At 61.4% G+C, this 20,992-nt stretch carries 11 protein-coding genes; 7 read left to right on the top strand and 4 right to left on the bottom strand.

Annotated features, from left to right (window positions below; genetic code table 11):
* Window positions 1-113 precede the first annotated feature (113 nt).
* The 7 genes from DL240_RS06960 (at window position 114) to hutI (ending at window position 11,088) form a co-directional block, all read left to right on the top strand.
* Complete coding sequence (locus tag DL240_RS06960; protein WP_111729139.1) at window positions 114-1,091, top strand: metallophosphoesterase family protein; 978 nt, start codon at window positions 114-116, stop codon at window positions 1,089-1,091.
* A gap of 116 nt (window positions 1,092-1,207) precedes the next feature.
* Complete coding sequence (gene plsX / locus DL240_RS06965) at window positions 1,208-2,269, top strand: phosphate acyltransferase PlsX (protein WP_283808352.1); 1,062 nt, start codon at window positions 1,208-1,210, stop codon at window positions 2,267-2,269.
* A 4-nt stretch (window positions 2,270-2,273) separates the two neighbouring features.
* A complete protein-coding gene (locus tag DL240_RS06970; protein WP_111729140.1) occupies window positions 2,274-3,323 on the top strand; it encodes a phosphatase domain-containing protein in 1,050 nt (349 codons plus the stop codon).
* A gap of 531 nt (window positions 3,324-3,854) precedes the next feature.
* Window positions 3,855-6,008, top strand: a complete 2,154-nt coding sequence (locus DL240_RS06975; RefSeq protein ID WP_158542413.1) for a sulfatase family protein — start codon at window positions 3,855-3,857, stop codon at window positions 6,006-6,008.
* 89 nt (window positions 6,009-6,097) lie between these two features.
* Entirely contained in the window at window positions 6,098-7,360 is a 1,263-nt protein-coding gene (locus tag DL240_RS06980) for an AgmX/PglI C-terminal domain-containing protein (protein ID WP_158542414.1), read from the top strand.
* Window positions 7,361-7,851: 491 nt separating this feature from the next.
* Entirely contained in the window at window positions 7,852-9,510 is a 1,659-nt protein-coding gene (gene hutU, locus DL240_RS06985; protein ID WP_111729143.1) for a urocanate hydratase, read from the top strand.
* 294 nt (window positions 9,511-9,804) lie between these two features.
* On the top strand, window positions 9,805-11,088 hold the full coding sequence (gene hutI, locus DL240_RS06990; RefSeq protein WP_158542415.1) for an imidazolonepropionase: 1,284 nt from the start codon (window positions 9,805-9,807) through the stop codon (window positions 11,086-11,088).
* On the opposite strand, the gene DL240_RS06995 is transcribed toward hutI, so the two are convergent.
* The 4 genes from DL240_RS06995 to DL240_RS07005 all read right to left on the bottom strand — a co-directional run bounded on the left by DL240_RS06995 (window position 11,037) and on the right by DL240_RS07005 (window position 20,877).
* Window positions 11,037-12,017, bottom strand: coding sequence for a transposase (locus DL240_RS06995; RefSeq protein ID WP_111729145.1), 981 nt, complete (start codon window positions 12,015-12,017; stop codon window positions 11,037-11,039). The two genes, hutI and DL240_RS06995, sit on opposite strands and share 52 nt — an antisense overlap.
* Before the next feature lie 246 nt (window positions 12,018-12,263).
* Window positions 12,264-13,277: a hypothetical protein gene (locus DL240_RS19590; RefSeq protein WP_146618155.1), complete on the bottom strand. Its 1,014-nt coding sequence runs from the start codon at window positions 13,275-13,277 to the stop codon at window positions 12,264-12,266.
* The gene (locus DL240_RS07000) at window positions 13,274-16,891 is read right to left on the bottom strand and encodes a DEAD/DEAH box helicase family protein (protein ID WP_111729146.1); all 3,618 of its coding nucleotides are present in this window, start codon (window positions 16,889-16,891) and stop codon (window positions 13,274-13,276) included. The genes DL240_RS19590 and DL240_RS07000 overlap by 4 nt, the downstream gene beginning before the upstream one ends.
* Entirely contained in the window at window positions 16,888-20,877 is a 3,990-nt protein-coding gene (locus DL240_RS07005; RefSeq protein ID WP_111729147.1) for a hypothetical protein, read from the bottom strand. Before DL240_RS07005 ends, DL240_RS07000 begins: the two co-directional genes overlap by 4 nt.
* Between the last annotated feature and the right edge of the window lie 115 nt (window positions 20,878-20,992).

The following is a 20,992-nucleotide window of genomic DNA, read 5'->3' on the forward strand; positions in this document are numbered from 1 at the left end:
AGGTTCGGGTGCCAGGCGTTCGCTCTGGTGTTCGCAGCGGTGGCCTGGGCTTCGGGTGAACGACGGGCCCTGTGGTATGGGAGTAATGTGAAACTGACGATCGAGGCGCGACGATGCCCAGTGCATTTTTTAAATGGATCGACTGCACCGATAAGACGCGACCGCGGGATCTGCGACGGCCGGAGGGCACAATTGTGCGTCTGGCACAGCTCACAGACCTGCATGTCCCGGGAGAGGTCGAGTTGGTCAGCCGGCTTCGCGATCTGATCTCACCGCATGTGTCATTGCAGAATATCTCTCATGAGATTTCGGCGATTTCTAACGAGGTGGGGCATCACTACCGCTCGACGCGCAGGCTCTACAATAATCTGGTTAAGAAGACGCTGGTGGGTCTACATCGTCTCGGGGTGGATCACCTGGTGATCACCGGTGATCTGGTGCATTGCGGGTTGGCCGAAGAATTTCTCGATGTGCGCGCGGCGCTGGAGGTTAGCGGGTGGTGGGGCGAGGAGCGGTTGACGGTGATTCCTGGCAATCACGATCGTTTTAACATCTATGAGAGTTACCCTTCGGAGCCGATGGAGCATTTCTTTCCGGTGGTGACGCCCCAGGAGCCGATGTTCAAGGAGTTGCCCGGCGGGGTGGCATTGCTGGCGCTCGATAGCAATCGCGATCCGATCGACGATCGACATTATCTGGAGCGATGGTTGCCCAATACGGTGGGGCGAATCTATCCGGAGGCGCTGGACTGGATCGAGCGCAATCGTAGCCGGGTGGAGGGGCGCCGCCTGGTGACGTTGTTGCATCACCATATCAGCTCGGACTGGTATCCACGTACGGCGACCGGAGCGTTTGGTGGGTTGATGGAGCCGGCAGATGGGGTCGAAGGGCTGGTCGAGGCGATCGAACTTATCGACCCGTACTCGGTAATCTTGCATGGCCATAAGCATGATGTGATGCCGGTGGATTATTCATACGGCAGCCATCAGGTGGGGAATCCGGGAGGTTTTGCTAATGCGTTACGCTTTAATATCATCGACTTTAACGTGCACGGAGAGCAGGTGATGACGCAGTTGGAGTTGCGTCCCTGAGGAGGGGCGGGTGCCAGGCGATCGAATTCCGGTGGTCGTGGTAGGAGTGTGGAGCGCTGTGATAGGGTCGGTTTTCTGGCAAGGGCAGAAACGGGTGTGAGGGAGTGGCGAAGATCGTGGCAGGCAGAGAGTCCATAACGATCGCGGTTGACGCGATGGGGGGATATCACGCGCCGGCAGAGATTGTGGCGGCGGTGGCCGAGGCCAGCCTGCGCCGAGAGGCGGGGGCGGCGGTGAACTTTTTGCTGGTGGGCGATGAGATCGCCATGACCGAGGCGCTCTTTGAGCTGGATCATAATTCGGAGCGCATTCACCTGTATCACGCGCCCACAGTGATCGGGATGGGGGAGCGTGCGCGGTCCGCCGTGGAGGCTCGCCCGGATGCGTCGGTGGTGCAGGCCTGCAGCCTGGTCAGGCAGGGAGAGGCCGATGCCCTGATTTCGGCGGGGCATCCCGGGGCGGCGGTGTTAAGCGCAAGCCGTCAGTTCGGGCTGGTGCCAGGGGCACGGCATGCAGCGCTGGCAAGCGTGTATCCGACGCCGCGGTTAAGAGGAGAGGCCGCGGATCCCTTTAGTCTGATTCTTGATGTGGGGGCGAGTTTGCGGGCGACGCCGGATGAACTGCTGAGCTTCGGGCTGATGGGCTCGGCGTACGCACGTATTGTCAGTCGGAATGAGCGTCCGCGGGTGGCGCTGTTGTCGACGAGCAGGGAGAGTACGATGGGCACGCCGGAGGTTGTGGAAGCCCATGAACTTTTAAGTCGGCATAAGGGGATCAATTTTTACGGCAATATTGAGGGGCATGAGATCCCGCGGGGTCTGGCGGATGTGGTGGTCTGCGAGGGATTTGTGGGGGATGTGGTCATCAAGATGTTGGAGGGGGTTAGCGAGGCAGCGTTTGACCTGGCGCGCTCGGCCTATCACGAGAAAATGGCCTGGCGAATGGGGCTCAGTCTTTTGAGCGGGGGGCTGCAAAAGCTCAAGCAACTCACTGATTTTGAGGCGTATGGTGGAGCTCCGCTGCTGGGGCTCGATAAGGTTGTGATCCTGTGTCATCCGCGCTCCGGGCGTCGGGCGGTGGGTAATGCGCTCAGACTGGCGATCAAGAATGTACGCGCCGAGCTTCCCGAGGCGATCGCGGCGTCGTTGAGCGGGGAGCCCCGGGCGCGACGAGGGTAGAGACGTGTCCGAGTTGTCGATCCGTCATATTTATCGGTGGGATCTGGATAAAACGTACCTGCGTACCGAGTTCGACTCGTTGCGCGATTTGATCCGCACTGCGCTGCAGACACCGGAGGAGAAGGTCAATGTGCCGGGGGTGGTGACGTTGCTCAAAGAGCTGACCCATCAGAATGATGGCAGCCGGGCGATGGTGACGTTTATCAGCGGGAGCCCCTCGCAGATGCGTCCGAAGTTGGAGCGCAAGTTTGAGATCGACGGGATTCGTCCGGATGTCTTTATCCTCAAGCCGACGCTGCAGAACATTTTGAAAGGGCGTTTTCGGGCGGTGCGGGGGCAGGTGGGCTACAAACTGGAGAATTTGCTCAAGGTGCGAGAGGGGGGGCCGGCGGCGCCGGAGACGCTGTTTGGCGATGATGCCGAGCAGGACGCTTTTATTTATTCGCTGTATGCCGATCTGGCCGGGGGGAAAGTCGAGCGGGACGGGTTGTTTGAGATTCTGGATCGGGCACAGGTTTACAGCGCGACGCGGGCGTCGATTCTGGAGCGGTTTGCGCGGATGCGGGTGGATGGCAATGTCGGGCGAATTTTTATTCACCTGGATCGGCACAGCGCGCCGGGACGTTTCTGGGTGTACGGTCCCCGGGTAGTGCCGATCACGAATTATTTTCAGGCGGCGCTGGTGCTCTACGCCGATGAGAGTCTGGCGGTGGAGCCGGTGTTTCGAGTGGCCGCCGGCATGATGTTGGAGCACGGATATGGCGTGGGAGAGTTGGCCAATTCGTTTCAGGACTTGATCCGTAGGCGCCATCTGGATCGCGAGGCGATCGATCGGCTGGCCGATGAGGCCCATGGGAGTGAGGTTCTGGAGCAACTCCCGGTGGGGTTTGTGGAGCGATTGTTGGGACGGGTTCGGGCGCTGGCCCCACGGGGGCGCTCCGGTGCGGGGCGCGCGTGGGAAGGCCCTCCGGACTATCTGGGGGTGCTGGAGGCGGATCGGCGTTTGAGGGAGAAGATCGCTGTGGAGCCGGGGTTGTTCGGGCGTCGACAGTGATATGGTTGGGGCGCGCTCGGCGACGGAGTATCGGTCTGGTGCCGATCTGGTGCCAGGTGAGCGATCCTAATCGCGGGGGTGGCGCGCTCGGCGACGGAGTATCGGTCTGGTGCCAGGTGAGCGATCCTAATCGCGGGGGAATGTTGTGCTGGCTGGAGGGAGGGCGGGGTAGGAGAGAGCAGGGAGAGGGAGGAGACTGTCACGAAGTTTTTTCCAGAAAGTGGTTGACGCTCTCTCAAACAGGCTTATAGTACCCAATGTGTCCTACGGAGGACGGTCGGCATGCACTCCCCCCAGGCCGTTAGTCAGGTGCTTGTCCTATGACTAGTCTATCTCCTCCGGGGGCACACTTCTTTTAAAGTCCAGTAAACTGGACGAAATCCCGAGCTCCGGCTCGGGATTTTTTATTTTAAGCATGAAAATTTCGTGGCAGCCTTGGCGCCTGGGGTCGAGAGGCCCTGAGCCGGGGTGCGCGCGGGTGCGGGCAGTCCGGGGTGGGAGAGTCGAAGAGACCAGGAGTGGCGAGTGGCCATGCGAGCGATCGTTGAAGGTGTACGTGCAGGGGTGATTGGTGGGGTTGTGCTGGCGCTATGGAGCGCCGCGGTGGTCTGGGGCAGTGTCGACGGTGCGGGGCTGAAGTACGCGCTGGTTGCGTACGGGCTTCTGGGGCTGTGGCAGGTGCTCTACGGCGCGGGTCTGGGGGCAGTGGTGGCGATTGCCGCCGGGGTGTGTCGGCGGATGGGCGTGTGGCCTGTGTCGGAAGGCGTGAAACGTCCGGATGTGGATCGTCGCGTGGCCGCCGGGTTGCTCACGGCGCCGATGGTGCTGGCAGGGGTTGGCGGCGGAGTGATGGGGGCGCACCTGATGGTGACGTCCAAGATGGTGCGGGTGAGTTTTCAGGCTCTGGGTCTGGGGCTTGTCGCTACGGGAGTGCTGGCCGGGCTGCTGCTGGTCTGGCCGCTGCTGTATGGGGCGGTGCTGTGGATGCTGGAGCGCGCCGGAGCGAAGGTGGTATGGAGCCGGCTTGTGACGGGGGGGTATGCGGTGGGGGCGGTTGCCGCGTTGGTGCTGGGGTACCGTTGGGCGGTGGGGCTGAGCGTGTGGGATGTGACCACGTTGCGTATGGGGGTGATGGCGGTGGCACTGGTGCCGGTGGTGATGGCTGTGACGGCGAAGGTGCAGTCGGAGCGCCGGGGGTGGGTCTACGGTGTGCCTCTGGTAGGGGCGATGCTGGCGGTCGTGTTCGGTGGCCTGGCACCGGGGTGGTCGGTGTCGGATGCGGCGATGCGTCAGGCGACGTTGCGTGATGGGCCGCTGGTGTCGGTGATTGCGCCGCGCCTGGTGAGTGTGGGCGATGGCGGGGGAGATGCGTTTGCGTTTGATGATTGTGAAGAGGGTGAAGACTGCGACGTGGAGCAGGAGGCGGTGGCGGTAACCTCACCGGAGCACCCGGCGCGTCGGGCGGTGCAGTTGGCAGTGGCCGCCGGTGATAAGGCGCAGAACGATCGCTTTGAGTCGATCCCCAAACCCCCGAAAAACCTGGTGTTTATTCTGGTGGATACGTTGCGTCAGGTTCATATGGGCTACGCCGGATATGAGAGGCCGACAACGCCGCGCATCGACGAGTTGGCCGAGGATGCCACCGTGTTTATGGATGCGTACGCCAGTTCGCCGCATACCCCGCGCTCGGTTCCGCCGCTGCTGTTTAGTAATTATGCCAGTGAGATGAAGTGGCGAGGGGCGCAGTATAATTACCCCAAGGTTCGGCCCGAGAATCTGGGGCTGTTTGAGGTGCTTGAGGAGGGGGGGTGGCGTAACCTGGGGTTCTCCAGCCATTTCTATTTTGAGGAGAAACGCAATGTGCACCAGGGCTTTGAGCGCTGGGACAACGAGGGCGCGCTGACGATTGCGGAGTCCAACGATGATATCGCCGCGCCGCGCACCTGGGCGAAGCTGGAGCCGGTGATCGAGCAGCTGGGAGAGGCGCATCGCGAGCAAGGCGAGGAGGCTAAGCCCTTTGCGCTATTCGTGCACTTTTTTGAGCCGCATGCGCGCTGGATCGGTCATGACGAGTATGATTTCGGGCGTGGGGAGACGACACGTGAGCGTCATATTAACAATTACGACTCGGAGATCGCGTTTACCGATGCCTACGTGGGACGTGTGATCGATAAGCTCAAGGAGGAAGGGCTTTATGATGAGGTGGTTTTTGTGATCACCAGCGATCACGGGGAGGCGTTTAATGAACACGGGCACTACTTCCACGGTCAGACACTGTACAACCCGGTGATCAATGTGCCGTTGCTGGTGCGCGTGCCCGGGTGGTTTGGACGTCAGGTGGAGGGGCCGGTCTCGATTATTGATGTGGCGCCGACCGTGGTGGACCTCTTTGGATTGACGATTCCCACGGAGTTTGGTGGTCGGAGTCTTACGGAAGTGATGCTGGGGCGTGGCGAGGTGCCCGAGCGGCCGGTTTTCTCGGAGTTGCTGCCCTATACCAACTGGAAGGAGCATCATCGCGCCGTGATTTATGGGGAGGAGAAGTTGATTGTGAACTTCACCCTGGGACTGGAAGAGTACTTCGATTTGAGTGTCGATCCTGGTGAGCAGACGAACCTCGCCGGGGAGCGTCCGGAGCGGGTGAAGGTGTTGCGCGAGATGATCGAGGCGCGCATGGCGCGCTGAGTGATACGGGGGGGCGCCTTGTCGGCGTTGGCGGTGACGCCTAGAACAAGGGGGAAGAACGAGCGATTCAGACCAAAGCGAGGGCGATGATGAAGTGGAAAGCGGTAGTGGCGAGCGTGTTGGGTGCGGCGATGATTCCGGCGGTTTCGACGGCGGAGGTCGCGGTCTACGACTGGCCGGATCTGGAGACGCCGGTGTTGGTGGATGCCGGTTCGGGGGTGGTGTTGCTGGGGAAGGACGGGGCGCCGATGCGGGCGTTTTCGTGGCGCGGCAACGAGGGGGAGCGCGATCAGGCGCTGCGGCTGGTGGATATGCTAGGCGATGGGACGCCGGAGATTGTGGGAGCGGGGCGTCCGACGTTTGTGTTGCGGGCGAACGGGGAGCCGGTTTTTGAGATTGAGAAAGGCTGTGATCAGGTGATCGTGGCCGATATCAGCGCGAGTCGGGGGCTGGATCTGGCGTGTGTGACGGGACGAGAGATCCGGGCGTATACGGGTGACGGACAGTTTGCCTGGGGGGTGGAGCCGGGCGTGCGCCTGGAGTGGTGCCAGGCAGAAGATGTGACCGGCAACTCCAAGGCGGACTTCGAGTGCAAGGTGCGGGGGCGTGAGCAGTATGTGCGCATCTCGGATAGCGGGGAGCCGATTGGTGAGCCCGTCGGCGAGGCCGGGATGAGCGGGGAGGCGCCGGCGGTCAACCAGGCGCAGGCCTCCTCGGATGCGCTGTTGAAGGAGGGGGGGCGTTTTGATTTTGATGGGGACGGCAAGGCGGAGGAGCGTCTGGTGGTGGAGGAGGGGAGTCTGAAGGTCGTGGGGGCGGCCGGGGAGGATGCGCCGCTGGCTGAGGTTTCGACGCGTGGGAAGGTGGAAGCGGCGCTCATCAAGGAGCTTGATGAGGGTGGTGGCGCGACGCTGGTGGCAGTCAGCAAGGAAAGGATTTACGTGATTGACCACGGCGAGGAGGGCGTGCGGGTTCGCGACTACAGCGCTGATGCCTCACGTTACCGGCGAGTGCCCTTTGCGGATCTGGCCAGCGTGTATGCGAACGGATTCGAGGATAGCGCGGCCGCGCAACAGGCGGTGCGGGACATTGGGGACCGCATCAGTCAGTGTTACGCCAGCCGCCTGCGTAGCAATGCGTACGCGGGCAGTGGTCGACAGATTGTGCAGCTGACGGTGGGGGAGGATGGCAAGGTCAAAGACGTGATGCAGATGCACAGCGACGTGGGTGATGGGCAGGTGGAGCGTTGTGCTCGTCAGGCGTTGGAGCGTGGGACGTACCCCGGGGCGCAGTCGGGGACGGCGACGCTCAACGTGAATATTCTGTTTACGTTTCGCGATGAGGCGCGCTGAGCGTTCGTGGGGGGGGGCGGTGTTCGGTGCCAGGTGCTCGAGCAGCGTTTCATGGTGACTGTGGAGTCTGTGGGGAGGCTGGATGTTCGGTGCTGGATGTTCGGTGCTGGATGTTCGGTGCCAGGTGAGCGGATTAACGCGTGTACGCTCGTGGTAGCGAGGGGCTTCGGTGCCAAGCGTCTGGAGCAGTATGCGTATGCAGTCGGAAGCGTAGGGATTTGGTGCCAGGCGTAGGTGTAACACCCCATTTCTGAATGACGGATGCGTATGTGAGTTCTGCTGGGTGCAGGTCATCTGCTGAGATCATATGTGTCTGTGGGCTCGCGGCTAGTGGGTTGCCTCCGGCATGTGGTGTCGAGTCATGGAGTGGGGTGTCGTGCGTGTGGGGGAGACTGGTATGGTGCCAGGCGAGCGAGGACGGTGCCTGCTTGGGAGCGCGCGCAGGGGTCGAACGAATGGACAGGCTTATTCAGCAAAGGAAGGAGTCGAGAATGTCGAAAGCCAGGACGGTAAGGGCGCCCCGGGGCGCGGAGCTGAGTTGCAAAGGTTGGGTGCAGGAGGCGGCTCTGCGCATGTTGATGAACAACCTTGATCCGGAGGTTGCCGAGGATCCGGATCGGCTGGTGGTATATGGGGGTAATGGTCGGGCGGCCAGGTCCTGGGAGAGCTTCGATCGCATTGTAGAGACGCTTCAGACATTGGAAGAAGATGAGACGCTGCTGGTGCAATCGGGTAAGCCGGTGGCGGTGTTTCGGACTCATGCGGATGCGCCACGCGTTTTGATCGCGAACTCCAATCTGGTGGGGAAGTGGGCGAACTGGGAGCACTTTCGAGAGCTCGAGCGCCAGGGGTTGATGATGTATGGCCAGATGACGGCCGGCAGTTGGATTTACATCGGGACGCAGGGGATCTTGCAGGGGACCTATGAGACGTTTGCCGAGGCGGCACGGCAGAAGTTCGGAGGGGATTTAAAAGGGCGACTTGTGCTGACGGCCGGGCTGGGAGGAATGGGCGGCGCGCAGCCGTTGGCGGCAACGATGAACGGTGCGGCGTGTCTGGTTGCGGAGGTTGATGCGCAGCGAGCTCAGCGACGCGTGGAGACACGTTATCTGGATCGTGTCAGCGAAGATCTGGAAGAGGCGCTCAGATGGGTTCTTGCCGCCAAAGAGGCCGGGGAGGCTCTTAGTGTGGGGGTGGTTGGCAATGCGGTTGATGTCTACGAGGGTTTGCTGGCGCGTGGTGTGGTGCCAGACGTTGTGACCGACCAGACCAGCGCGCATGATCCGCTTTATGGATATGTTCCAGCAGGGATGACGCTGGCGGATGCGTTGGTGATACGTGAGACAGAGCCTCAAGCGTATATGCAGGCGTCGAAGGCGTCGATGGGCCGTCATGTTGCGGCAATGGTTCAATTTATGGATGCCGGTGCGGTGGTTTTTGATTACGGCAATAATATTCGCCAGGAGGCAAAAGAGGCCGGTGTAGAGCGGGCGTTCGATTTTCCGGGATTTGTGCCGGCGTTTATTCGGCCGCTGTTCTGTGAGGGGAGTGGGCCCTTTCGTTGGGTGGCGCTGTCTGGAGATGAGGAAGACATTTTTCGTACGGATGAGGCGCTTAAGGAGCTTTTTCCGGAAAAGGTGTCGTTGCACCGGTGGCTGGACCTGGCTCGAGAGCGGGTGGCATTTCAGGGCTTGCCGGCACGTATCTGCTGGCTTGGATATGGCGAGCGAGCGAAGGCGGGATTGAAGTTCAATGAGATGGTGGCTCGCGGGGAGTTGAAGGCTCCGATTGTCATCGGGCGTGACCATCTGGATTCGGGGAGTGTGGCGAGCCCAAACCGAGAGACCGAGGGCATGCTTGATGGAACTGATGCGGTCGCGGATTGGCCGATTCTCAATGCGCTGGTCAACGCCGTAAACGGGGCGAGTTGGGTGAGTTTCCACCATGGGGGGGGCGTGGGTATGGGATACAGCCTGCACGCGGGACAGGTGATTGTTGCTGACGGCAGCGAAGCGGCGGCGCGCCGGTTGGAGCGGGTCCTGACGAGCGATCCGGGGATGGGTGTCGTGCGGCACGCGGATGCAGGATACGAGCGTGCGAAAGAGGTGGCGAGGCAGCGCGGGGTGCGGATTCCCGGGGTGACGGAGTGATGTAGCGAGTATGGGATGGGTGCCAGGTTAGCGATCATGGGGAGCTGGTACTCATCAAGTGGGGGAGTCGTATCCAGAGCGTTTTAGTCTGCGTATGTTGGCTTGAGCGGGAGGAGGCTACGTGCCCTGAGAGTGTGAATGCTCAGGTGTTTGGTTGTCGCTGCATCTACGTTGTGGTGCCAGACGAATGAATGTTTGAAGCTGCCCCGAGGAAGAGTTAGGGGCTTGAGCGCGATAAATCATCGCGAAGTGGCGTTGAGATCTGCGGTAGATATGAAGAGCGAAGGAGTGAATATGGGATATATCATTCGGGCACAGCAGCTTTTGACCATGCCACAGGACGCAGCGGAGTTGGCGAGCTATGGCGATGGAGGGGAGGAGCGCGACAATTCCATCGTCGGATTGATCGAGGATGGTTGCGTGGTGGTGGATGGGGAGAAGATCGCGTGGGTAGGGCGCTGGGATGAACGCCCTGCGAAGGTGCGTAGGGATGGGGTCGATGTGTTTGAGACGGCGGTGGCGATGCCCGGATGGATCGACTGTCATACGCATGCGGTGTTTGCGGGGGAGCGTTCGCGGGAGTTCGCCTGGCGTAACGCGGGCAAGCCCTACGTGGAGATTTTGGAGGAAGGGGGAGGGATCTTAAATACCGTTGATGCGGTTCGGGAGGCATCCGGGCAGGCGTTGGCCGAAGAGCTGATACGACGAGCGTTTCTGTCGGTACGGCAAGGGGTAACGACACTGGAGGTGAAGAGCGGATATGGCCTCACCACCGCCGACGAGATCAAGAGCTTGAAGGCAGTGCAGCGCGCTCAGAAGGATGTGCCCTGTGAGCTGGTCGGGTGTTTTCTGGGAGCACATGCGGTGCCCAGGGAGTATCGAGAGCGCCGAGAGGCGTATGTTGAGCTGGTATGCGAGGAGATGATTCCTCAAGTAGCGCGCGGGGGCTATGCGGCGTATTGCGATGTGTTCTGTGATCGCGGAGCGTTTAGTGCAGAGGAGGCCGAGCGAATTCTCCGGTGTGGTCAGGAACACGGTATGGTGGCTCGGATTCATGCTGATGAGATTACCGATGCCGGCGGGGCGCTTGTGGCGGCGAAAGTTGGAGCATCGAGCGCGGATCACCTCGAGTTTGTGAGCCAGGAGGGGATTGAGGCCATGGCGGAGGCGGGGGTTGTGGGGGTGTTGATGCCCGCGGTCAATCTGTTTCTGGGAACGATCGATCACCTGGCACCTGCGCGGTCGTTGCTGGATGCGGGATGTGAAGTGGCGTTGGCGACGGATTTTAATCCGGGGAGTGCAATGACACAGGATCTTGGGACGATTCTGATGTTGGGTTGCACATTGTATAAGCTGACTCCGGGTGAGGCCCTGCGCTCAATTACCGCGGGGGCGGCAAAAGCGTTGCGTCGGGAAGATATCGGGAGCATACGAGCAGGTGCTCGGGCTGATGTGGCCTGTTTTGATGTGCCACATTATCGCTATTTGACCTATCACTTTGGGCAGACGCATGCAGAGGCTGTGATCTATCGGGGGAACTTTGTGTACTGGACTGAGGAGGCTGATGTTGAGGAATAGACCAGTGTCAAATCACGGTGTCTGTTGGTGGTTTGTGTCCAGCCGGGAGGAATGGTGCCCGGGGGAAATATAGAGGGCTGGCCTTGACGCCACATCGCGTTGGCTGCGCGGTAGGCGTCGGTAACCTGGCGAACGTGTTGGCGATAAGTCTCTCGTTTGAGCGGGCAGCGGGTGTGGCAGAGGGGACGTGGGGAGCGGGCGGATTGCTCAGGCTGGGCAAAAGGATTTTGGGTACGGACCTTGTGCGCGCCGAGGGGCGGGGTGGCGCGAGTCGAGGGGGGCTGGTCACGAGTATGGCGCTTTAATGCACGGCGGAGGAAGCGTTGACGCTGGTGGGGAGGGTAGGAAGCCAGTGCGGGAAAGGGGGTTAGAGTAAGTTCGATAAGGTGTTGAGCCTGGAGTTCGTCATCCACGCTGTGATCTTTGCGGCGGCGCAGTGCACGCAGGTGCGTGCGATCGAGCCAAAGTGCGTCGATCTGGGCGTCTCCGAGGTGGGCTTGGTAGGAAGAGACGCCTGGCCAGAAGCGAATATGAGAGACAAGGCCGGCTTTAACCGGGTTGTTCATGGTGTAGCGCCATTTTTCAAGCATGGCGGTGTCGTCGAGGATAGGTTCCGCGCTGTAGCGTCGGGAGAAGAGTGCGCCGGTTCGGTTGAGTTGTCGGTTGATATCCTTTGCCAGGTTAGACTGGAAGTAGGCCATGAATCTGTGGAGGTTTTCGCGGGGGGCGCGCACCGCCATGTGAAAGTGGTTGCTCATGAAGACGTAGAAAAATATCTCGACGCCGAAGCGTTTGGCTGAGCGGGCAAGCCAGGCCAGGATGAGGTTATTGACCTCGGGCGATGGGGTCAGAAGAAAACGCTCCTGGAAGCAGCGATTGGTGATGAAGTAGCAGGTGTCGGGATGTTGAATGCGGAGGGGGCGTCCCATGGTAGCCTCAAGGTGTGGAAAAGGACTCTGAGAGACTTCATGAGATTTATTATCGTGTGGGGAGATGTAGGTTTGCCTGAATGGCAGAGAAATTTGAAAGCGGGGACGTCGGGTGGGCTGGCACCGGGGGATGGATAAGGTGTGAGGAGAGAGTTGAAAGTCGGTTTCTGTAGAACCAGGAGTCAGCAGTAGCTTCGAACGAGAAGTCTGACGTGGAAGAGACGCGATCGAGCGCCTGGCACCGTTTCAGAAGACGGCGCGGATGTGCTCGGTGAATGCCAGCGTGGGTTCAGCGCTTGGGGCTGCGATGCTGGAAAGTGAATTTAGAAGATGTCGAAGAGATAAGGCCTGGGGGCAGGTTGAGGTGCGGTTCGTGCAGATAAGCACCAGATGTATGCCTTGCGTTGGGGAACTCTCCACTGTTCCCAGGTACAGTCGGGCGGGGCGGAGAGATGAAGGCTGGGGAGAGGTTGTCAGGGGGAGAGCGTTGCGAACAATCGAGGCTATGTCGGTTTCTTCCAGGTTGTTTGCAGGTTTGTCAGAGAGAACTTTAGGGAGAGAGGAGATGTCTTCGGAAGATAGATTCGAGGGGGAGGAGAGTTGCGGGCTCCAGGTGCCTTGGTAGTGGCCAAGACGAACGAGGAGGCCTTCGGAGGTGATGCCGATGTGGCGCCAGCCAGAAAAAGTGTTTGGTGATGGAAGAAATCCGAGTCCGCGGCCTGTGGTAAAAAATGATTGAAGCGTCTGAATGGCTCCCAGATGTTCGTTAGATGAGAGCAGTGTAGAGGAGGGGGAAGGGAGGGTTGAGGTGTTGGTAGCTGTAAGTTCGAGGATGCTGGTCGAGAGAAACGAGCGCAGAGCGCGGGATGGTGAGTCGTGGCGCTTCGTTGAGAAGGGTTGAGTTATAATGAGAAGTTCTGGTGGTTGTTTGGGCTGTTGATAGGAAATCAGGGTGAGGTCCTGCTTACGGGACCAGTGCCAGCGTTGGGGGTTATCGGGAAGTTCGGCGGTTAGGTTTGCGCCAAGAGAAACGCGAACGCGTGAACTGAAGGTGGTTTCAGGGCGAGTTTGAGCGAGTTGGCGGTAGCGATTTTTAGTGTGCGTGGAATCTATGTGAGATGATTCAGTGCCAGGTGAGGGGACGGAGGTAGGGAAGATTGCAGCCGCATCAAGGATGGGGATGGGCAGCGCGCGCGGGCTATCGGAAGGGGAGCAAGCGGTGGTTAGCGCGCAAAAAAGAATGAACAAGTGATGTTTCAAGGGGCACCTCCGATATGAGCGTGTAAGTGCCTTGTCAGCCACGTCAGCAGCCCTGTGAGTGCCTCGTCGAGAGTGTCAGGAGAGAGTGGTGTATCCCATTCATCATAGATGTTTAGCAATGTGGCCGGAGAGGAGAGGTTGGCTAGAAGGTTTTGAGCAAGGTGGAGCATAGGCGTGATGCCGTCACGTTCGATCGTTTGGCTGGCACCGTTACCGTCGCTATGGAGATCGAATACGTAGATGGCGTCGGTGGGGCTCAACAGGTGGTTTGATGGGGGAGAGGTATTCGGGGGAAGGTCGCAGAGATGGAGAGTGGTTCCGATGGCGGTATCGGAGCCGCGGTAGAGCAGTGGGAGCACTGCCCGAAGGGCTGCGCAGAGCAGTCGAGCTTCGGCCAGCGTGAGGGCAGATGCGGGGTCGATGTTCGGGAAGATACCAAGTGCGCGAGTGCGTAGGCGTGGAGCCTGAGAGGTTTCGTCGCGAGAGTAGATGCGCTGGCGGATAGTATGTGTGTGTGGTGCCAGGCGAAGGGTTGCGCGGTGGTGGAGCATGCACTGTACGGGGAAGTGTCCCAGTCCTATGGGGAGGTCGCCCAGGAAGCGTTTTTCAGGAATTAGAGAGGCGCTTGGACTGGCGATGAGCTCGACGACAACTCTACGCTGAGGGGAGGTGATATCGTCGCCCAGGAAGGGCTCTACGATGATGTCGCCAACATCAAAGGCACCTCTGGTTGCGTTATCGTCGGAGTAGGAAATGACGATATGGCGGCCGTGTGCGGAGTCGAAGATGCGTCCCGGGTAATAAAGGAAGCGGGCACTCTGGGCGTCGATGCGGTCGAGTTCTAAGAGGGTGGAGCGCTCGCGCAGAGCGACGTGGTCATGGGAGGCAACGTCGACATTCGCAACCGGAGGAGGAAGTAGGGTGGCGGCGGGAGCGTCGGACGAACTCAGAGCTGATTCGAGCGCGCGAGCATAGAGTTGGTTTTGATAGTGGCGCGAGTCTGAACGAAGTGTTTTGCGTGGATCGAGGAGTATCTCACCGCGGCGCGTGAGTTCGCGTAGCAGGGGAATGATGTCATTTCCGAAGATGTGCAGGAGCTCTTCGATTTCGGTCCAGTGTTGAGTGAGTTCGCTGGCAAGGTGCCGACGGATGATGGCACCGGAGGGCGGGCGCAGGAAGGGGCGTGGGAGGTGTGTGAGCCAGGCGGGAGATTCGGTTTGGTGAGGGGGGAGCGGAGCCAGGTTATCGGACGGAGAGGGAGTTGCAGGTGCTGAGATGGGAGGCGATGTGTCTTCGGGAGGAATCGATGAGAAGAGTGCCAGGCGTTCGATCGGGTTGGAGAGCGTGATCAACGCAACTGAGGGCCTCTTCTGGTGGGTGGTGAGAGCATCTTGGGACTGTTGTGGGAGTGTAGGCCGATGGTGTGCGCCAGCGCGTGGAAGACGATCGATTTCGCGTGCTACGGCGGTAGCGTGGCCTTCGATGAATATGACGGTAGCGTCGAGGGGAGTGTCCGTGTGATGCAGGGGCTCCTGATGCAGGGGCAGAATAGCGCGACCGAGGTGGCGGCGGTCGTCACCGGCGGTGCGCCAGTGCCAGGGTACGGACAGAGATTCGCAGGCTTCGATGAGCTCGTTAGCGTTAAGAGCGGAGCCGTCTGGGAGGGTGAAGTCGTTGAGGTTGTAGAAGAGTTGGCGTCGGCCTAAAGAAGCGGATTGGTGGGTGGATATGTCGGTGGGTGCCAGGCGTTCGGACGTCGGTGGGGTAAGGGTAAAGATACGGGGGATGGCGTCGACGCCACATATGGAGCGGGCAAAGGACGCCAGGTTGTCCATGGACGCGGCGGCGAGGAGCAAGAATACGGGGGCCATTGGTTCGCCCAGGGTCTCGACCTCGCGCAGAGAGCGCAGGCGCAGATCGAGGCGGCGCATGGCGAGTTGAGCATGGGTTTCGATGGGGCCGCAGAAGTTTTCGAGATCATCGACGACGATGAGTCCCAGGTTAGAGAGAAGGCGGCGATAGGTTTCGACGTCGGCCAGCAGATGGGTGGTCAGTTGTTGGAGATCGCAGATGAGGACGTCGGGGATGATGCCAGTAGCGAGATCTTCGATGAGGCGAGCGTCGAGGCTTCGCACACGTACGTTCCATCGCAGAGTTGAAGGGGTGACCAGGTGTCGCAGTTGCTCGAGAGTGCGATGGACGTCTTCGGAGCGTCGGGTGATGAAGAGAGTGCTCTGTGCATGGATGAGCGCGGTGTTGATCGCGGCGAGCATGCCCAGGGTGGATTTTCCAGCCCCCTCCGGTGCGATGATGAGTTGATTGCGGTGGCGCAGTTGTTTGGGGAGGGATGACTTGTGCTCGCCGAGGGCAAGAGTGCGAGTGTCGGCCGGGGGCTCCAGGTGGACAAAAGAGGCGCGGGATAGGTGCAGGAGCACATCTTGCTGCATGTCGGTGAGGCCGCCTGCTTGGGGGAGAAGTTCGAGGAGCAGTGGAGAGATGAGTTCGGTGGCCTGGGTAGAAATCTTGTGTGTCGTCAGCGGTGGAATCGCTCGCGGGGGCGCGCTTAGCGGAGGGGGGGCCAGGTTGAAGGAGCGTTGGAGATGCGCCAGAACGTCGTTCCAGTCGGGGGTGGTGTTCGTGCGCGGTGCCAGGTCATCGGTTGGGCTTTCGGGGGATGCCGGGCGGTAGATGCCCTTGAGGGAGAGGTGAAGCCCCCAGGAGGAGATGGCGACCAGTGCCAGGGCAAATGAGGCCAGTGCAGGGCGATAAGGAGAGCCGGCTAACGCGACAAAGCTAAGGGCCAGCAATGGCAGTACTGCCAGCGGGAGCCAGCGGGCCCAGGCCCGGAAGGAAGGGTCCAGCTCCGCGAGGTTGGTGACGCCGAAAGTGTTAGTCCAGGATGACAAGGTGCCAGGCGTGCGGACGCGGGCGATAAGGTTGAGACCAATGTCATTCCAGTGTGCCAGGCGAACGAAGCGGGCGATGGTCCACCAGAGGAGGAGCCAGCCGGTGGTGGCGATGAGAGCTTCGAGCCAGGGGTAACTGTGGAGCGGAAGAAAGGGGGCTAGTTCGGGGCGATGTCCAATGGCCAGGTAGGTCCAGGTGGGGAAGTTGGGCGGGAGGTCGAGGTGCCAACGGATCAGGGGTTCAAGTACCCAAGACACCAGATAGAGCGCGGTGGTGATGAGTGTCGCCCAGAGAAAGCTAGGGCCGAGAGAGGGCACAAGTAGGGGGGGCGGCGCTGGCGAGGCGCTTTTGTTAGTGTCTGCGTTGCTGCCCCGAAGGAGGTTGAACAGGGCCCGGACGATGCGAAGAGGCAGGGATATCATCCAGAAGAGCGCGCGCAGGGCGATGCCGAGAAAGGTGTAGCGAAGCTCGAGTTTGAGAGGGTTGAGGCGAGTGTCCGGGGTGCGAGCCAGGGTATGGTTGAGCTCGCGTTGCATCATGTGGGCTGACCCGAGCAGGGTGGAAAGCAGCGTCAGGATGAGAAGTGCCACCAGTCCTGGCGATGCTGTGCTGAGCAGATCGAGCGTGGCTGCGGCGGCGTGCCAGGCAAGCTCGAACGTCAGGGACAGCAGGAATCGAACGTCTGTGAGGAGGGCCAGGGTGATCATGAATGCTCTTCATCGGACGGCAGTGGAGCGGTCTTACCGGTGCCAGGTGATCGATCGAGGGGGGGATGTGTATGGGTGCCAGGTGATCGGTCGAGGGAGGGGGAGGTCACGTCAGGGGATGGTTCGAGCGCGTGACGGGATGCAATGGTTAGCGAGTGCTTCTGCCAGGGTGAGGCGCTGTCGGGGAGTTCCAGACGATCGAAGAAGGTTTCGTGACGACGCAGCGTTTGGATGCTGCGTGCGTTGATGCCCTGGACCAGTGAGATCATGAAGGCCGTGTTGGGCAGGATGTTGGCTTCGATAAGATCGAGGGTTTCGGTGGTGGGATGGGCGTTGGGTGCCAGGCGAGCGCGCTCGAATGCCGGGAGCAGTTGGGGGTGTATGAGAAGTGCGGTGTTGGCGAGGGTACGAATGCCCGAGGTGTCGAAGCCCTCAAAGCCGGTGAAACGGGCACCGAAGCCCAGATTGGCGTAGTGGAAGGCGACGAAGTGGGTCAGGTTGGTGCCGACTCGGGCTTCAAAAGCCGGTTGAGCGCCCAGCGGGGTGGCTCGGAGTTCTTCGAAGTGGTCTCGTCCGAAGGCGAGGAGGGCGTGGGTGTCGGCCAGGCAGGCTTGATGTCGCCAACGCTGGAAGCCGCCGGCCTGGCTGAGGAGTGCGGGGAGGGTGGCATCGATGTCGTTCCAGGCCGGGAAGTGACGCAGGTAGTGCTCCAGAAGGTGCTCGGGGGCCAGGAGGCTGAGCGGTGCGTCTGGAGCGTTTGGGTCTGATTGGAAGAGGGCGCGGAGATCATCGTCGAGGCGGGTTTGCGGCGCGAGTTCGGGAGTCGAGGAGGGGCGAGCTCCGAGTGATTCTGCGTGTTGGCGAAGCAGGCGTTCCTGGAGTTCGACGCTCTGGATGAGGCGGAAGGCGCGGTTGCGGTCTGCGTCGACGCTGTCGTGGAGACGATCGGCGAAGTTGCGCTGTGCCAGGGCGTGGCTCAGGAGCAGGCGGGCGGCGAAGAACGAATGGATGGAGGGGGACTCGCTAAAAAGTTGTCGGGAGCGTCCGTGGACGACGTTTCGGACCGCCTGGTTGAGGGCGTTGATGGCGTTGCGAACGCGGTCGAGGTGCTGGTGCAGATGGCGGTGTAGAAGCCAGGCAGCGGGGAGGAAGAGTGCCAGGCCACCGATCAGCCAGCCTCCCGGGCCCAGGAGGGGTTCGATAAGGTTGGGCTGTTGGTGAAGGTTGAGCGCGCGGGCGAGGGCGTGGGCCAGCGGGGCGCCCAGGGCCGGGGCGATGATCGCGAGGAAGATGGCGCCGACGAGCAGGGGACGCAGATCGGGTTTTGATTCGGCGGCGGTTAGAAGATCGCGTCGAGCCTGGGCGATGGGAGTGGGGTCGGGGAGGCTGTGGCGGAGGCAGAGGCGTTGAGCCTGGATGCGTTGATGCTCGGCCTCATCGAGGAGCGTTCGGGAGTGTTGGTGAAGGAGATTAAAGCCAGCCAGCGCGGCGGCGAGGCCGCCTTTGGAGGCGCGTTCGTCGATGAGGACGTCGGCGTTTTTTCGGCTTAAGGCAAGGGAGCGGTGCAGGTGGGCGGCGGCCTGCTGGCGGAGGCTATCAATCATCTGATCCATTTCTCCGCGCTGGCGCGTCAGGCCTTTCCAGGCGGAGTGGACCCGGTCGAAGAGGTGATCTTCGAAGGTGTTATCGAAGCGATTCGCAAGCTCGGCGGTGGTGGTATGGGCCGAGAGATGGATGCGGTCGTCAACGTCGCTGGCGAGGCGGTCGGCGGTGGCGGCAGCCAGGTGGTCGAGACGTTGGCGGGGCGGCTCCAGGAGGGCATCGGGCAAGGGAGGGATGCTCTCCAGGGGGAGGATCGGGGAGGTTTCGAATGTATCGGTCTGGCGAGGTGTGGAGGAGCGCAGGCGGAGGAGGGCTTCGCGTGCCAGGCGATTGGCCAGATATTCGCGGGCCCGTTCGGCCGGGAATTCGATTTTTACGCAGCTAAAGGTCGCGAAGATATCGTGGTCGCCGAACCCTTCGGCGGTCTGGCGAAGCCAGGGGTCGCGGCCTAGCTCGTTGCGGATCTGCAGGGAGATAAAGTCGTGCGTCTGGCGCAGGGCATCGTCCAGGCCCAGGACGGCGCCGGCGTTGACGCGGCTGTTGATGAAGATCTGGGGTACGCAGCGGTGTCCAGCCGGGAGGGCTTCGACCCAGCGGCGGAGGTCGTGGACGGCGGCCAGGATGGCGGCCTCTTCGGTGAGGTTCGCGTCGGGGTGATCGGCGCCGAAGGCGTCTGCGGGGTGCGGGGTCCAGAGGATGGGGACGATGGAGAGGGAGCGATCAAAGCCCTGGCGGCCGGTATCGAGCAGGGGGCGATAGGCGCGGATGAGTTCTTGATGGATCGCGCGCAGGATTGGGCGCAGGGCGCGTCGAGTGAAGGGATCTTTGGCTTCGGCGACCAGGTAGACGGTCAGGCGTGGGGGTTGACGCGATGCCCGACGTCGGTAGGAGGTCAGGTGATCGAAGCTCAGGAGGTGCCGGGCTTCTTCGTTGACGGCGCTGCGCAGCTTCGTGAGACGGGCTTCACTGCGGAGGTCATCAGGATGGAGTGAGATGCTCTGGAGGAGCGGTCGGTGACCGAGTTCGTCGAGTTCGAAGTTTAATCCCAGGGAGCGCAGGCGCTGCAGGAGAGGACGCTCGCGAGCGGCATGGGTGGCTTCGATATCTACGAGGGTCTTTTGAAGCGCGGGCGAAGGAGTGGCGGGGAGAGGGGGGCCGTCGACCCAGCGGTTAGGGCGGTGAGACACCGGGGTGTGTTCGAGGTCGCCTTCGTGGCGAAGCAGGGGGTGGAGGACGAGTTCGCCCAGAAGTTCCAGGCATTGCTCTGCGGAGGTTTCGGCGTCGACGCGTCGGCGCTCTTGTAGCGAGAGCATGGGATCTTCGTGGCGCTCTCGTTGCAGGTCGAGCCAGATGCGGAGCAGCCCCCGGTGGACGAGTTCTCCGAGTTCTTTGAGGGCGGAGGCGGAGGCGTTGAGATCGAGTCCGGGGGAGTCGTCGTGGTCGAAGAGGCCCAGGCGATAGGGGCTCAGGTCGAGAGGGAAGAACTCGACGGATTCTTGTTTTTGGAGTTCGCCGGCGACCCAGCCGGAGGTCTCCCAGTCGATGCTAAGCAGGCGCCGCGGGGAGAGTGGCGAGGTGAGATCGCCTGGCACCGGGGCGAAGATGGAGGGGATGTGGATGGGGGGTGGGGGCTGTGAGTCATCGGGCAGCGCGGCCGGGGGGAGGTGACCCAGGAGCGAGGGGTGATGGTCATCTTCGTGCCACCAGGTGTGGGAGAAGGGGAGGCTAAGATGGGTGTCGGTGCCAGGTGTGCGATCGTGGGGCAGGTGTGGGGCCAGCCAGGGCCATGGCGAGGGGTCGCGGCCCTGAGTGTAGGCACGGTAGCGGGCGATGAGGTTGAGCAGAAGGCGAGGGCTCTGGCCGTGGAGAACGCGTTCGACGATGGGGGTCAGGAAAAGGTCGACTTCCGGGTCGCGAGTGGCCAGGCGGTGGAGGCGTTCGGGGGCGCGGCGAGGATCGCTGTCGAGGGGATGCCAGGAGAAGAAGCGTCGTCGACGGATGGAGTGTCTGTCATTTTTCTCGACCGCGCCGTGATCGCGGGGGACCGCGAGTTGGTAGGTGCCGTTGTGGAAGCGGATGAGGCCCAGGGCGCGGATGATGGCGAAGTGAAGGGCCAGAGTGGGCAGGTCGTCTTCTCCGGCGGCCAGGGCGATGCGGGCGAGGGGGGCTTCGGGGAGGCGCCAGCGGTGCTCTTCGCTCGTGGGGTCTGGGAGGACGGAGAGGAGTCGGAGGTTTTTGATTGAGGGATCGTCGCTGGCGGCCTGAGAGAGCCCGCGCCATTCCTGGCCCAGTTTTTCGAGCAGGGCCAGGCCAAAGCGTCCCACCCCGATGACCAGGGTGGGCTCGGGGTAGATGTGGGAAGAGTTGGGAGAGCGCTCGGCCATAGAAGATCAGTTCTGCAAGGAGGGGAGTGCCGGTGCCAGGTGATCGATCGATGCTTCGGTGCCAGGTGAACGATCATAGAATTGGTGCCAGGTGCGCGATCGTTGGCGATCGCTC

Origin of the sequence: Lujinxingia litoralis (assembly GCF_003260125.1) — a bacterium.
Lineage (GTDB): Bacteria > Myxococcota_A > Bradymonadia > Bradymonadales > Bradymonadaceae > Lujinxingia > Lujinxingia litoralis.

Excerpts from the sequence above, each read along its gene's own strand:
- DL240_RS06960 (WP_111729139.1), top strand. The coding sequence starts at position 114 with ATGCCCAGTGCATTTTTTAAATGGATCGACTGCACCGATAAGACGCGA.
- DL240_RS06975 (WP_158542413.1), top strand. The coding sequence starts at position 3,855 with ATGCGAGCGATCGTTGAAGGTGTACGTGCAGGGGTGATTGGTGGGGTT.
- DL240_RS06980 (WP_158542414.1), top strand. The coding sequence starts at position 6,098 with ATGAAGTGGAAAGCGGTAGTGGCGAGCGTGTTGGGTGCGGCGATGATT.
- hutU (WP_111729143.1), top strand. The coding sequence starts at position 7,852 with ATGTCGAAAGCCAGGACGGTAAGGGCGCCCCGGGGCGCGGAGCTGAGT.
- hutI (WP_158542415.1), top strand. The coding sequence starts at position 9,805 with ATGGGATATATCATTCGGGCACAGCAGCTTTTGACCATGCCACAGGAC.
- DL240_RS06995 (WP_111729145.1), bottom strand. The coding sequence starts at position 12,017 with ATGGGACGCCCCCTCCGCATTCAACATCCCGACACCTGCTACTTCATC.
- DL240_RS07000 (WP_111729146.1), bottom strand. The coding sequence starts at position 16,891 with ATGATCACCCTGGCCCTCCTCACAGACGTTCGATTCCTGCTGTCCCTG.
- DL240_RS07005 (WP_111729147.1), bottom strand. The coding sequence starts at position 20,877 with ATGGCCGAGCGCTCTCCCAACTCTTCCCACATCTACCCCGAGCCCACC.